This is a genomic window from Arthrobacter sp. zg-Y895 (assembly GCF_020731025.1).
In the GTDB taxonomy this organism is placed as follows: domain Bacteria; phylum Actinomycetota; class Actinomycetes; order Actinomycetales; family Micrococcaceae; genus Arthrobacter_B.
Window position 1 is genome coordinate 14,756 of the sequence record NZ_JAJFZY010000001.1, and the last position, 12,625, is coordinate 27,380.

General features: G+C 64.7%; 11 protein-coding genes and 3 tRNA genes. 7 read left to right on the forward strand and 7 right to left on the reverse strand.

Features of this window, described 5'->3' with window-relative positions:
* Positions 1 to 38: 38 nt before the first annotated feature.
* The 3 genes from ilvN to ilvD form a co-directional block, all read right to left on the reverse strand.
* Positions 39 to 551 (reverse strand): acetolactate synthase small subunit, encoded by a 513-nt coding sequence (ilvN, locus tag LJ760_RS00065; protein ID WP_227918205.1) that lies wholly within the window; start codon positions 549 to 551, stop codon positions 39 to 41.
* 3 nt (positions 552 to 554) lie between these two features.
* The gene (locus LJ760_RS00070; protein WP_227918206.1) at positions 555 to 2,462 is read right to left on the reverse strand and encodes an acetolactate synthase large subunit; all 1,908 of its coding nucleotides are present in this window, start codon (positions 2,460 to 2,462) and stop codon (positions 555 to 557) included.
* Between the two features lie 492 nt (positions 2,463 to 2,954).
* Positions 2,955 to 4,658, reverse strand: a complete 1,704-nt coding sequence (gene ilvD / locus LJ760_RS00075) for a dihydroxy-acid dehydratase (RefSeq protein ID WP_227918207.1) — start codon at positions 4,656 to 4,658, stop codon at positions 2,955 to 2,957.
* A 149-nt stretch (positions 4,659 to 4,807) separates the two neighbouring features.
* Here ilvD and LJ760_RS00080 point away from each other — a divergent pair, with 149 nt between their 5' ends.
* On the forward strand, positions 4,808 to 5,293 hold the full coding sequence (locus tag LJ760_RS00080) for a hypothetical protein (RefSeq protein WP_227918208.1): 486 nt from the start codon (positions 4,808 to 4,810) through the stop codon (positions 5,291 to 5,293).
* A 16-nt stretch (positions 5,294 to 5,309) separates the two neighbouring features.
* Here LJ760_RS00080 and LJ760_RS00085 read toward each other — a convergent pair whose 3' ends face one another.
* On the reverse strand, positions 5,310 to 6,275 hold the full coding sequence (locus LJ760_RS00085) for a 2-hydroxyacid dehydrogenase (RefSeq protein WP_227918209.1): 966 nt from the start codon (positions 6,273 to 6,275) through the stop codon (positions 5,310 to 5,312).
* A gap of 94 nt (positions 6,276 to 6,369) precedes the next feature.
* On the opposite strand from LJ760_RS00085, the gene LJ760_RS00090 reads away from it, so the two are divergent.
* The 3 genes from LJ760_RS00090 (at position 6,370) to LJ760_RS00100 (ending at position 7,174) form a co-directional block, all read left to right on the forward strand.
* A complete protein-coding gene (locus LJ760_RS00090; RefSeq protein ID WP_227918210.1) occupies positions 6,370 to 6,693 on the forward strand; it encodes a hypothetical protein in 324 nt (107 codons plus the stop codon).
* 116 nt (positions 6,694 to 6,809) lie between these two features.
* Positions 6,810 to 6,885 (forward strand) — tRNA-Lys (locus LJ760_RS00095).
* 213 nt (positions 6,886 to 7,098) lie between these two features.
* Positions 7,099 to 7,174, forward strand: a tRNA-Lys gene (locus LJ760_RS00100).
* A gap of 87 nt (positions 7,175 to 7,261) precedes the next feature.
* Here the strand turns inward: LJ760_RS00100 and LJ760_RS00105 are convergent.
* The 3 genes from LJ760_RS00105 to LJ760_RS00115 all read right to left on the reverse strand — a co-directional run bounded on the left by LJ760_RS00105 (position 7,262) and on the right by LJ760_RS00115 (position 9,918).
* Complete coding sequence (locus tag LJ760_RS00105; RefSeq protein WP_227918211.1) at positions 7,262 to 8,056, reverse strand: GNAT family N-acetyltransferase; 795 nt, start codon at positions 8,054 to 8,056, stop codon at positions 7,262 to 7,264.
* 46 nt (positions 8,057 to 8,102) lie between these two features.
* Positions 8,103 to 9,275: an RtcB family protein gene (locus LJ760_RS00110; protein ID WP_227918212.1), complete on the reverse strand. Its 1,173-nt coding sequence runs from the start codon at positions 9,273 to 9,275 to the stop codon at positions 8,103 to 8,105.
* 109 nt (positions 9,276 to 9,384) lie between these two features.
* Positions 9,385 to 9,918, reverse strand: a complete 534-nt coding sequence (locus LJ760_RS00115; protein ID WP_227918213.1) for a MarR family winged helix-turn-helix transcriptional regulator — start codon at positions 9,916 to 9,918, stop codon at positions 9,385 to 9,387.
* Between the two features lie 151 nt (positions 9,919 to 10,069).
* On the opposite strand from LJ760_RS00115, the gene bcp reads away from it, so the two are divergent.
* From bcp to LJ760_RS00130, 3 genes are all read left to right on the forward strand, one after another.
* Positions 10,070 to 10,537 (forward strand): thioredoxin-dependent thiol peroxidase, encoded by a 468-nt coding sequence (gene bcp, locus LJ760_RS00120; RefSeq protein ID WP_227918214.1) that lies wholly within the window; start codon positions 10,070 to 10,072, stop codon positions 10,535 to 10,537.
* Positions 10,538 to 10,595: 58 nt separating this feature from the next.
* A tRNA-Leu gene (locus LJ760_RS00125) sits at positions 10,596 to 10,680 on the forward strand.
* Between the two features lie 234 nt (positions 10,681 to 10,914).
* Complete coding sequence (locus tag LJ760_RS00130; RefSeq protein WP_227918215.1) at positions 10,915 to 12,609, forward strand: ABC transporter substrate-binding protein; 1,695 nt, start codon at positions 10,915 to 10,917, stop codon at positions 12,607 to 12,609.
* Positions 12,610 to 12,625: the final 16 nt, after the last annotated feature.

The window sequence follows — 12,625 nt, forward strand, 5'->3', positions numbered from 1 at the left end:
GTCTACTGGTGTCTAAGGACAAGGGTCTGTGGTGGAACTCAGGCGCTGCGCAGCGCGCGGTCGCTCATGGATTTTGAACCGCGGGCTACGGCCAGGGTTCCGGATTGGACTATTTCGCGGATGCCGAAGGGCTCAAGCACCGAGAGCAGTGCGTTGAGTTTGTCGGCGGTGCCTGTTGCTTCGACGATGAGCGAGTCGGTGGAGACATCCACTATCGAGGCGCGGAACAGCTCGGCTGCCTGGGTTACCTGCAGCCGGGTTGCGGCATCCGCGCGGACCTTGACCAGGATGTGGTCCCGCTGCACGGAAGAATCTGGAACCAGCTCGACAATCTTGATGACATTGATGAGCTTGTTCAGCTGTTTGGTGACCTGCTCGAGCAGGTCACCCTCGGCGTCGACCACCACGGTGATGCGGGACATGCCCGGCACCTCCGAGGGGCCTACAGCGAGCGAATTGATGTTGAATGCCCGGCGGGCAAACAGCGAGGCGACCCGGGTCAGCACGCCGGGAACATCTTCTACCAGCACGGAAAGGGTGTGGCGGGCCATCTCCTAGTCCTCCTCTTCCCAGGTGGGAGTCATGTTGCGGGCAATCTGGATCAGGTCATTGCTGACACCGGTGGGAACCATCGGCCACACCATGGAGTCGCGGCTGACCACGAAGTCGATCACTACAGGGCGGTCATTGATCTCCAGCGCCTGGGCGATGGTCGCGTCGATATCCTCGTCGCGTTCGCAGCGCAGGCCCACGCAGCCGTATGCCTCCGCCAGCTTGACGAAGTCCGGGACCCGCACGGTGTCGTGCCCGGTGTTGAGGTCCGTGTTGGAGTAGCGGGACTCGTAGAAGAGGGTCTGCCACTGCCGGACCATGCCCAGCGAGGAGTTGTTGATGATGGCGACCTTGATCGGGATGTTGTTGATCAGGCAGGTGGCCAGTTCCTGGTTGGTCATCTGGAAGCAGCCGTCGCCGTCGATGGCCCAGACCACTCGGTCCGGTGCGCCCACCTTCGCGCCCATGGCCGCGGGCACCGAATAGCCCATGGTGCCCAGGCCGCCGGAGTTCAGCCATGCCCGGGGGCGCTCGTACTTGATGAACTGTGCGGACCACATCTGGTGCTGGCCCACGCCGGCGACATAGACGCCTTCGGGGCCGGTCATCGCACCGATGCGTTCGATGACCTTCTGCGGGGCAATCAGTCCGTCTTCGGGTGTGGCGTAACCGATCGGGTAGGTGTCGCGCAGCCGGTTCAGCACGGCCCACCAGGCCGAAATGTCGGGTTTCGCGGTTTCGAACTGTCCGCGCACGGCGTCGGCCAGCTCGGGGATGATTTCCTTCACCGAGCCGACAATCGGCACATCCGCCGGACGGTTCTTGGAGATCTCTGCCGGGTCGATGTCCGCGTGGATGACCTTGGCACCGGGTGCGAAGGAGCTCAGCACCCCGGTGACCCGGTCATCGAAGCGGGCGCCAAGGGTGATCAGCAGGTCCGACTGCTGCAGGGCGGTAACGGCCGAAACCGCACCGTGCATCCCGGGCATCCCGACGTGCAGTTCGTGCGAGTCGGGGAAAACGCCGCGGGCCATCAACGTGGTGACCACCGGAGCGCCCACCAGTTCGGCCAGTTCGAGCAGCTCCGCCGAGGCGTTGGCCTTGAGCACACCGCCGCCCACGTAGAAGACGGGCCGCTGCGAGGCGGCAATCAGGCGGGCAGCCTCGCGCACCTGCTTGGAATGTCCGCGGACCACGGTGCGGTAGCCCTGCAGATCGATCTTCGGCGGCCAGGAGAAAGTGGTCTTCGCCTGCTGCGCGTCCTTGGCAATGTCAACGAGGACCGGACCGGGACGGCCCGACGTCGCAATGTGGAAGGCCTCGGCCAGCACGCGGGGAATGTCGGCGGCATCCGTCACCAGGTAGGAGTGCTTGGTGATGGGCATCGTGATACCCACGATGTCGGCTTCCTGGAAGGCATCGGAGCCGATGAATGCGCTGGAAACCTGGCCGGTGATGGCGACCATCGGCACGGAGTCCATATGGGCGTCGGCAATGGCGGTGACGAGGTTGGTGGCCCCGGGTCCGGACGTCACGATGCAGACGCCGGCCCGCCCGGTCACCATGGCGTAGCCCTCGGCCGCGTGGCCTGCACCCTGCTCGTGCCGGACCAGGATGTGCCGGATCTTGGTGGAATCCATGAGCGGGTCATAGGTGGGCAGGATGGCGCCGCCGGGCAGTCCGAAGACTTCGTCGACGCCGAGTTCCTCGAGCGAACGGACGATGGCCTGCGAGCCGGTCATCTCGGTGGGCGGAACAGTGTTGTTGGGCCCCTGGATGCGCTCATCCGCGGCTTCCGGATGCGCAGACACGGAAGCGGCTACGTCTTTGGTCTTGGCTGCCGCGGCGCGTGCAGCGGCATTTGCCTTCGAGGCCATCAGCGAAGGGCTGATTGGCGATCCCTTACTCATCGGAACTTCCTTTGCGGATGCTAATCCATGGTCAATGCGGTCATGCGACGGCCGTCCCGGGTTGTGCCCGGTACGGCTTCTGTGTTCAGCGAAGCCAAAACTGACGGTGCCAATAAAAAAACCCCTCGTGCCTGTTGGCTCCGTAGGGGTTCGCGCGTGACGTCTTAGACAAGTCGGGCTGTTACGCCACGCGCTTGATAAGGACGACGGGTACGATCTGCATACCGTTCAGTCTTGCGTTCCCCTACGGGGGTGTCAATCTTATGAGACGTCTGTCTCATTATGTGGACGTAACGTCTCGTCTTCTGGAACCTGCCCACCCCAGGCGGGAGGGCTTAATAAGGCAGCAAAGGCCTGAGGGGCCCCGAAGCCGTCCGCTCTCGGCGGGCGTCTTCGGGGAGGCCTTATCTGCCGGGCAGGGCTTAATAAGGGTGGAACCCATAGGGGCCCCAGGTGTAAGGCGCTCCAGCGCCTTACACCTGGGGAAGGGTTTCAACCGCAGTAAGCCCCCGTGGACGCGGAGTTCACCATCTTGGCGTACTTGGCCAGCACACCCTTGGTGAACTTGTGCGGCAGCGGCTGCCAGCCGACCTTGCGGGCTTCGAGCTCGTCCGGGTCCACCAGCAGGTCAAAGCTGCGGGCGGCAATGTCCACCCGGATCCGGTCGCCGTCCTTCACGAAGGCGATGGGACCGCCGTCGACCGCTTCGGGTGCAACGTGGCCGATGCACAGGCCCGTGGTGCCGCCGGAGAAGCGGCCATCGGTCAGCAGCAGGACATCCTTGCCCAGGCCTGCACCCTTGATGGCGCCGGTAATGGCGAGCATTTCCCGCATGCCCGGTCCGCCCTTGGGGCCCTCGTAGCGGATGACCACGACGTCGCCGGCATGGATTTCTCCGGCGTCCAGTGCATCCAGGGCGCCCTGTTCCCGTTCGAAGACGCGTGCGGTGCCTTCGAATACGTCGGCGTCGAACCCTGCGCTCTTGACCACTGCGCCTTCCGGAGCCATGGACCCCTTCAGGACGGTGATGCCGCCGGTCTTGTGGATGGGGTTGTCCATGGCACGCAGGACCTTCCCGTCCGGATCCGGCGGGTTGATGGCCGCGAGGTTCTCCGCGACGGTCTTGCCGGTGACGGTGAGGCAGTCGCCGTGGATCAGGCCGGCGTCGAGCAGTGCCTTCATGATCACGGGCACGCCGCCGATCTTGTCGACGTCGAACATTACGTACCGGCCGAACGGCTTCAGGTCGCCGAGGTGCGGGATGGTGTCGCCGATGCGGTTGAAATCCTCGAGGGTGAGGTCCACTTCGGCCTCACGGGCGATTGCCAGCAGGTGCAGCACGGCGTTCGTGGAGCCGCCGAAGGCCATGGTGACGGCGATGGCGTTCTCGAAGGCCTTCTTGGTCATGATGTCGCGGGCGGTGATGCCCTTGCGCAGCAGGTTGACCACTGCCTCGCCGGATTTGCGGGCGAACTCGTCGCGGCGCCGGTCCGCGGAGGGCGGCGCGGCCGAACCGGGCAGGGACATGCCCAGGGCCTCGCCAATGCAGGCCATCGTGTTGGCGGTGTACATCCCGCCGCAGGCACCTTCACCCGGGCAGATGGCCCGTTCAATCGAGTCGAGGTCCTTCAGGCTCATTTTGCCGGCGGCGCAGGCACCCACGGCTTCGAAGGCGTCGATCAGGGTGACTTCCCGTTCGCTGCCATCCTCCATCTTGGCGAAGCCGGGCATGATCGAGCCGGCATAGAGGAAGACGCTGGAGAGGTCCAGGCGCGCTGCCGCCATCAGCATGCCGGGCAGGGACTTGTCGCAGCCGGCAAGCAGCACGGAGCCGTCCAGGCGCTCGGCCATCATCACCGTTTCCACCGAGTCCGCTATGACTTCGCGGGAAACCAGGGAAAAGTGCATGCCCTCGTGGCCCATGGAAATACCGTCCGAGACGGAAATGGTGCCGAACTGCATGGGGAAGCCGCCGCCTGCGTGGATGCCTTCTTTGGCACCCGTGGCAAGGCGGTTCAGGGATAGGTTGCAGGGAGTGATCTCGTTCCAGGAACTGGCGACGCCGATCTGCGGCTTGGCGAAGTCGTCGTCGCCCATGCCTACGGCACGGAACATACCTCGGGCAGGGGCGGCGTGTATGCCGTCCGTAACGACTCGGCTGCGGGGTTTGATGTCCGGTGTGTTGTCCACGCTCATGGGTAGATCGTAGGACTTAAGCCCGCCGGGGTGGTCTCTGTGACGGACATTGGCAACTGTTGTTACGGCCTGTGAACAGCAGATGAAGATCAGAGGCAGGGACGGTACGGGCTTCCCGAATAGGGGGACGGTGTTCATAGACTGGGGGTATGACATCGGATACAGGATCCACGGATCCGGGCGTACACACTGCGGACACGGACCCTGCAGACCTGGGAAACCCCGCCAGCAACCAGCTGAAGCGGGTGCTGCGCCGCGTCTTCGAATCCCAGATTCCCAATTACGGTGACTACAACCTGGTGCTGGCCACGCCGGGCCTCGACGGTGAAACCGGTTTTTATGTGCTGGGCTACCGGTGGCGTCCGGCCGAGGTTGTGTTTGCTCCGTTCGACGTCGATACCCTCGCCGGGCTGGAAGTACCCACTTCGGTGAACACCACCAACCTGAGCCACACCGACGAGCTGGACACGGACGCGTACGAGGTGGGCACGAGCACCGGCCGCGTCTTCCAGTTTGCCGTGGAAGCGCAGGCCACCCTGCCGGCCACGGCTTCAGCGGGTGAGCGGCTGCTGGAGCAGTCCGCCGACTGGGAAGATTTCCGTTCCTTCGTGGATTCCTACCTGGAACTGGCCTAGGGCGCCGGCGGTTCGCCTACCCCCACGGCCCGGGGCGGACGAGGTTCAGCGGTTCTTTTCCTGCTGCCAGCCGCTGTACCTGTTCGCGCAGCAGGGCTTTGATCCGGGGCTCGAAGGCTGCAGTGTTTCCGCCCCAGTGCGGGGTGATGATCGCCCCGGGTGCCTGCCGCAGCGGATGCTCCGCCGGCAGCGGTTCCGGGTCGAAGACGTCGAGAGCCGCGCGCAGCCGTCCGGACACCACCTCCTTGGTGAGGGCTTCGCTGTCCACCACGGCACCGCGGGCAACATTGACCACCAGCGCTCCGTCCGGCAGGGCAGCGAGTACGCGGGCGTCGATGAGGTGGCGGGTCTGCGCGTTCAGCGGTGTAATGACCACCAGGATCTCGGCCCTGGCCGCCAGGTCCGCAAGCTCGTCCGTTCCGTGCACCGCACCGTCGTCATCCGTCCGGGCCGTGCTGCCCACCCGGGTCAGCTCGACGTCGAACGGGTGCAGCCGTGCGGCAATCTCCCGGCCGATTCCGCCGACTCCCACAAGGAGCACACGGCGGTCCGCCAGCCCCGGATACCGGACCGATTCCCACCGGCCCTCATGCTGGGCGCTCAGCGCGTGGTCGATCCCCCGCTGCGCGGACAGGATCAAGGCAAGGGCCATCTCGGCGGTGGCGGCAGCATGGACGCCGGCGGCGCTGGCAATGGCTGTCCCCTCGCCGACCAGCTCGGGCAGTCCGTCGTAGCCCGTCGACTGTGCCTGCAGGAGCAGCAGGTTCGGCACCCGCTCCAGCGCATCTCCGTAGTCGGATCCGTTCGCGTAGGGAAGCACCACTGCATCGATGTCCGGATACGCCACGCCCTCGGGCTCACCGGCCAGGTCCCAGACGGCTGCCTTCATGCCGTCGGGCAGGGGCCGCAGGGCTTCCAGGAGTTCGGGCGTGGGCACGGTCAGGGTGCGTACCGGGACATCGCGGGATTCAGTATCGGCCATGCCAGCCAGCGTAACCGGGTCCTTGGCTATGGACAGCGGCAGGTGCCGGCCGTAACGTGAAAAACGTGCCTTCCGCCGATCGAAGGAGGCCGCCGTGGCCCGGAAATCCTTTCTCTTTACAGCCCTTGGGGTTGGGTCCGTCGCGGCTGTCTGGGCAGTCCGTACGGCGGAGCGGATGCTGACGCACGGGGTCGTGCGGGCCGCTGTGCGGATCGACACTTCCGGCGTGCCAGGCCCTGACCTTCCGGTTACCCCGGTGCCCGGAGACGCCGTTACGACAGTGACCACCGGGGACCCGGCGTCGAACCTGCCCGCCCGGACCTGGGTGGTGGACAGCAGCGGGGACTGGGAAGGGAATCCGGGCGAATTGGTGGTCCTCCCCCATCCAGGCGGGACACCGGAACGGAATGCAACGTGAGACGGGACACAAAAACCGCCGGAATTTCGCTCTCCGGCGGAACTGCTGGTAGTGTTTCATGTCGTTGCTGATGCCGACCACGGAAAAAATCCGCTGGTTTCCATCACCTCGAATACGCACCTCTAGCTCAATTGGCAGAGCAATTGACTCTTAATCAATGGGTTCCGGGTTCAAGTCCCGGGGGGTGCACCAACTACCCCGTCCGATCAGGCTCTTCGCCTGGCCGGGCGGGGTTTTTGCTGCCCGGGGCGGGCATGGACGCACCACAAATGCCTGCCTCCGGGGCAACGACGCCGGGGCATGCAGGCCGGATTTCGTGGACCCTGCCGGCACGTGGTAATGTTTCATGTCGTTGCGGAGAACGAACCGCGCCTCACGGCGACGGTCTTCCTTCCAACAAAGTGCGCACCTCTAGCTCAATTGGCAGAGCAATTGACTCTTAATCAATGGGTTCCGGGTTCAAGTCCCGGGGGGTGCACCAGCGAAAACCCCGTTTGACCAGGCATTGCGCCTGGCAGGCGGGGTTTTTTCGTTTTGCCGTCGGGAAGCAGCGCTCCGGCTCCTGCAGCTAAGCCTCCGCACGCCAGAGATACGGCGTCGTGGAGGACACCTTCAGGAAGCCGGAGCGTTCCAGGATCGGGCGGGAGTACTCGGTGGAATCGCTGTGGATCAGGGTCTTGCCCGCTGCCAGCGCGGACCGGGCACGGGCTGCGGTGAGTGCGCGGTAGATACCCCGGCCGCGCCAGGGTGCCAGCGTTGCACCGCCCCAGATGCCTGCGAACTCCGTGCCGGCAACCGGTTCCAGGCGGCCGGCACTGACGATCGTGCCGCCGCTTTCCGCCACCCAGAGTTCCATCCCGTCGCCGCGGGACAACCGGCGCAGGAGGGAGTCCGCCGTCGCTATGGAAACCGGATCCCCGAATACACCGTCCGCCATGGCACTCATGGCGCGGATATCTTTCTCTTCCGTGACGCGGCGGAGGGCAACCCCTTCGGGAACCGGGACATCCACCGCCAGGTCCGCCGCTCGCCCGATCATGATGGATTCGGGTTCCTCCGGTTCGAACCCGTTGCGCAGCAGCGCCTCGTGGAGTCCGGGTGCCCGGTCATGGCCCCGGGTCTTCCACTCCACCTTCCGGATCTGCGGGTCGCTCCGGTAGTACGCGAGGGCACCGGCCACCCAGTCGGCAATGGTCGCGGCATCCGCCCCGTCCAGGTCGGCGTAGGTGATGAAGCCCCGACCGCCGTCGAACGTCACCAGGCGCAGGGGCCCCAGCCGCTCGACGGTGACTGCGCTGGGAGTTTCCGCATCGGTGCGCAACTGGCGGTCATAGGCGGCAAGCAGTTCTACGGGTCTGGTCATGGGTCCATACCCTACCGTTGCGGGCCCGTTGCACTGGATTCGGGGGTTAGTTTCCCTTGACGTTCACGATCTGCCGCAGCACGTGCTTCACCGTGACCAGATCCTTCGCGTCTTCCATCACGGCGTCGATGTCCTTGTACGCCGCCGGGATCTCGTCAATGAAAGCGGGGGTGTCGCGGAACTCGATCCCCTTCATTGCCTTCCGCAGCTGCTCCTGGCTGAAGATCCTGCGCGCTTTGGTCCGGGAATACTCCCGGCCGGCGCCGTGCGGTGCGGAGTTCAGCGACGGCGCGTAGCCCTTGCCTTCCACCACGTACGACGCCGTGCCCATGGATCCCGGGATCAGCCCCGGACGTCCCGGCGAAGCGTCGATGGCGCCCTTCCGCGAGAGCCAGACGTCCCTGCCGTAGTGGTGCTCAACCTCGGTGTAGTTGTGGTGGCAGTTGATCCGCTCCCGCTCCTGCACGGCCTCCCCCGTCCACGCACTGAAGCATCCGACGACCCGGTCCATCATTTCCTCGCGGTTGAGCAGGGCGAACTTCTGGGCCCACATCAGTTCGGCAATGTACCGGTCGAACTCCTCGGTCCCCTCCTCCAGGTACGCCAGGTCCCGGTCCGGCAGGTCGATGGAGCGCCTGCCGCAGTAGTTCTGTGCCGCCCGGATGTGCTGCTGCGCGATCTTGTTCCCGACGCCGCGCGAGCCCGAATGCAGGAACAGCCAGACGGCGTCCTCTTCATCCAGGGACACTTCGATGAAGTGGTTCCCCGAGCCCAGGGTGCCCAGCTGGAGCCGCCAGCCTTTGAGGTAGGACGCGGGGTCAAAGCCGGCGGCAGCGGCGTCGTCGGCCAGTTCCTCGACCCGGAGACGCGCCGAATCCGTGAGGCTGCGGTTGTTGTTGCCGGCCGAAAGCGGAATGGCATGTTCTATCGCTTCGCGGAGAACCCGACGGTTCAGCCCGGCAATGTCCGAGGCGAAGAGCCGGGTGCGGACGGCGATCATCCCGCAGCCGATGTCGACGCCCACCGCCGCGGGGATGATTGCCCCCAGCGTGGGGATCACGGATCCGACAGCTGCGCCCTTCCCCAGATGCGCGTCGGGCATGGAAGCCAGATGCGGGTAGATGAACGGCATCCGGGACGTCTTGGCGTTCTGCTCCAGGGTGACGTCATCGATGACGCTCGCGAAGTTGATGTATTTTTCGTTGACCTTATGCTCCACGGCCATCCTTTCGTCAGTGTACTTACCATTGAGGCTAGCGGCCAGACGAAAGAAGAGGCACATCCAGTGGATGTGCCTCTTCTGAGGTTTTTCGGTGCCGCTCCTGCGGTCAGCGGCTGTCCGCCGGGGCTTCCGCAGCCTCCGTGGATTCCGCACTTTCCGGCAGGATCACCAAACCGCTTTCGGGCGGGACCGGAAGTCCGGGGACGTCGACGGCGACCTGCCACCGCGGGCTTCCCAACTCGCTGATGACCTTCCGCAGCTGGCTGCGCAGTGCCTCGGACAGCAGTTCGCCGCCGTCGAGGAGCGTGCGCTCAATGTTCTGTGCTTCGAGGAGTGCTTCCTTGCCCTGCTCGGTGATAGTCACCATGTGGCTGCGCTTGTCGAGGTCATTGCGCACACGGCTCACGTGTCCGTGGGTCTCCAGGCGGGCGAGGGTCTTGCCCATCGTCTGGGCCTGAACACGCACCAGCTGCGCCAGGCGTGCCTGCGTCATGGGCCCCTGGGTGTCAAGAACTCCCAACGCGATGACACCTGCGTGGGTCAGTCCAATGCTGACCAACCGCTCATTCCAGGCATGCTCTACAAGGCGGGCAGCAGTAGACAACAGGCGCCCGGTGGGCCAGCGCTCCATATCCGGCATAAAATAAAACTCTTCCTCTCGGCGACGGATCCGTCCGCGAACAGTCAGTTTGCTGAGTACGGCCCGATCCACAGTCTAGGATAGCCACCGCACGTTGGAAATGTCGCGTTTTAACGCACCAACGGCGAAATCGACACCAAGGAGAGACCTAATGCCCCGTCTGAGCCCGGATGAAACCGCACCCGAATTCGCGCTTCCCGCCGCCGATGGGACAACCGTGTCATTGGCGGACCTTCATGGCAGCAGCACCATCGTCTACTTCTATCCGGCCGCGGCCACGCCCGGCTGCACGAAGGAGGCCTGCGACTTCCGCGACAACCTGAACAGCCTCAAAGGCGCCGGCTACACCGTTCTTGGTGTCTCCCCCGACCCGGTGGAGAAGCTGGAAAAGTTCGCGGCATCCGAAAACCTGAACTTCCCGCTGCTCTCCGACGCCGACCACGCCGTGGCCGAAGCCTACGGAGCATGGGGCGAGAAGAAGAACTACGGCCGCACCTACGAAGGGCTGATCAGGTCCACCGTTGTGGTGAACCCCGAAGGCAAGGTTGCCCTCGCCCAGTACAACGTGAAGGCGACCGGGCATGTTGCCAAGCTCCGGCGTGACCTGGGGCTCGACTAACCTCGGGTAGACTAAAACCGGTTTCCCGGCTGCGCAATACAGCAGGCAGGGGAAATCGGCGCGAGTGGCGGAATTGGTAGACGCGCTGGATTTAGGTTCCAGTGTCTTCGGACGTGTGGGTTCAAGTCCCTCCTCGCGCACCAGATATCAAAGCCCCGGTCTTCGGACCGGGGCTTTTTTCGTGCCCGGGCCCATCGCCTCCGGCCCGGCGTTGCCGAATCGTAACCACGCCGAGGGTGACGAATGTCACGTAACAGAAACACTTCCGCATTAGGCTCTGTCCATACGTGTGCGTCCAACGGACGCATCCGGGCTGGTTTTCCGGCCGCAGGCAGCACTCGCATCGCGTTCATCCGCCCTTGAGGAGTACCCAAAACATGTTTTCAGCAGACAGTGTCCGGAAAGGCCGGTCCGCGAAAAAGCGCGCGTCCGCCCTTACCGCCGGCCTCGCCCTGAGCGCGCTTGTGCTTTCGGGCTGTGCCCAAAGCAACCGCGAGGAAGGGGCCGACGGCGGCTCCAGTGACGTGGACGGCACCTTCGTTTTCGCCGCTTCATCCGATCCCAAATCCCTGGACCCCGCCTTCGCGTCCGACGGCGAATCCTTCCGCGTCAGCCGCCAGATCTTCGAAGGCCTGGTCGGCGTCGAACCCGGCACCGCGGACCCGGCCCCGCTGCTGGCGAAGTCATGGGAGGCTTCGGCAGACGGCATGACCTACACGTTCGACCTCGAAGAGGGCGTCAAGTTCCACGACGGCACCGATTTCAATGCCGAAGCGGTCTGCGCCAACTTTGACCGCTGGTACAACTTCACCGGCATCCAGCAGGCCGAAAGCCAGGCCTACTACTACGGCATGCTTTTCAAGGGCTTCTCGGATACACCCGAAGAGGCAACCTACAAGTCCTGCGAAGCGTCCTCGGACGCCGAAGCCGTGATTACGCTGAACAAGCCCTTCGCCGGCTTTGTTGCCGCACTCTCGCTGCCGGCCTTCAGCATGCAGAGCCCGGCCGCCCTGGATGAATTCGGTGCCAACAACTCATCGGGCACCGCCGAAGCCCCCGAGCTGACCGAATACGCCAAGGAACACCCCACCGGCACCGGTCCTTACAAGTTCGACGGCTGGGACGTGGGCAACCAGCTGACCCTGTCCCTCAACGAGGATTACTGGGGCGGCGACGACGCCCAGGTCACCGACATCATCTTCCGCGTCATCGACGATCCGCAGGCCCGCCGCCAGTCGCTGGAGTCCGGCGACATTGACGGCTACGACCTCGTGGCCCCCGCCGACACCGAGGCACTGGCCGACGCCGGCTTCAAGGTGATCCCGCGCGATCCGTTCACCATCCTGTACCTGGGCATCAACCAGCAGGTGCCCGAGCTGGCCGACCCCAAGGTCCGCCAGGCCATTGCGCACGCCATCGACAAGGAAGCACTGGTCAGCCAGACCCTGCCCGAGGGCACCAAGGTGGCCACCCAGTTCATCCCCGACGTCGTCAACGGCTACAACGAAGACGTCACCACGTACGAATACGACCCGGCGAAGGCCAAGGCCCTGCTGGCCGAAGCCGGCTTCCCGGACGGTTTCACCGTGCAGTTCAACTACCCCACCGGCGTCTCCCGGCCGTACATGCCCACGCCTGAGCAGGTCTTCACCAACCTGAGCGCACAGCTGGCCGAAGTCGGCATCACGGTCACCCCGCAGTCGGACAAATGGTCCCCTGACTACCTCGACCGCGTGCAGGCAGGGTCCGATCACGGCCTGCACCTGCTGGGCTGGACCGGCGACTACAACGACACGGACAACTTCGTAGGCGTGTTCTTCGGCCAGGAGAAGCCCGAGTTCGGCTTCAACAACCCGGAGATCTTCAGCGCGCTGGAAGAGGCACGCCAGGTCTCCACCCTCGAGGAGCAGACCCCGCTCTACGAGCAGATCAATGAGGACATTGCCCAGTTCGTGCCGGCCATCCCGCTGGCACACCCGGCACCGTCGCTCGCCTTCTCCGAGCGGGTCGAGTCCTACCCGGCCAGCCCGGTGAACGACGAAGTCTTCAGCGAAATCAAGCTCTCCAAGTAACACCTCAGCGGAGGCC

Excerpts from the sequence above, each read along its gene's own strand:
- ilvN (WP_227918205.1), bottom strand. The coding sequence starts at position 551 with ATGGCCCGCCACACCCTTTCCGTGCTGGTAGAAGATGTTCCCGGCGTG.
- LJ760_RS00070 (WP_227918206.1), bottom strand. The coding sequence starts at position 2,462 with ATGAGTAAGGGATCGCCAATCAGCCCTTCGCTGATGGCCTCGAAGGCA.
- ilvD (WP_227918207.1), bottom strand. The coding sequence starts at position 4,658 with ATGAGCGTGGACAACACACCGGACATCAAACCCCGCAGCCGAGTCGTT.
- LJ760_RS00080 (WP_227918208.1), top strand. The coding sequence starts at position 4,808 with ATGACATCGGATACAGGATCCACGGATCCGGGCGTACACACTGCGGAC.
- LJ760_RS00085 (WP_227918209.1), bottom strand. The coding sequence starts at position 6,275 with ATGGCCGATACTGAATCCCGCGATGTCCCGGTACGCACCCTGACCGTG.
- LJ760_RS00105 (WP_227918211.1), bottom strand. The coding sequence starts at position 8,056 with ATGACCAGACCCGTAGAACTGCTTGCCGCCTATGACCGCCAGTTGCGC.
- LJ760_RS00115 (WP_227918213.1), bottom strand. The coding sequence starts at position 9,918 with ATGCCGGATATGGAGCGCTGGCCCACCGGGCGCCTGTTGTCTACTGCT.
- bcp (WP_227918214.1), top strand. The coding sequence starts at position 10,070 with ATGCCCCGTCTGAGCCCGGATGAAACCGCACCCGAATTCGCGCTTCCC.
- LJ760_RS00130 (WP_227918215.1), top strand. The coding sequence starts at position 10,915 with ATGTTTTCAGCAGACAGTGTCCGGAAAGGCCGGTCCGCGAAAAAGCGC.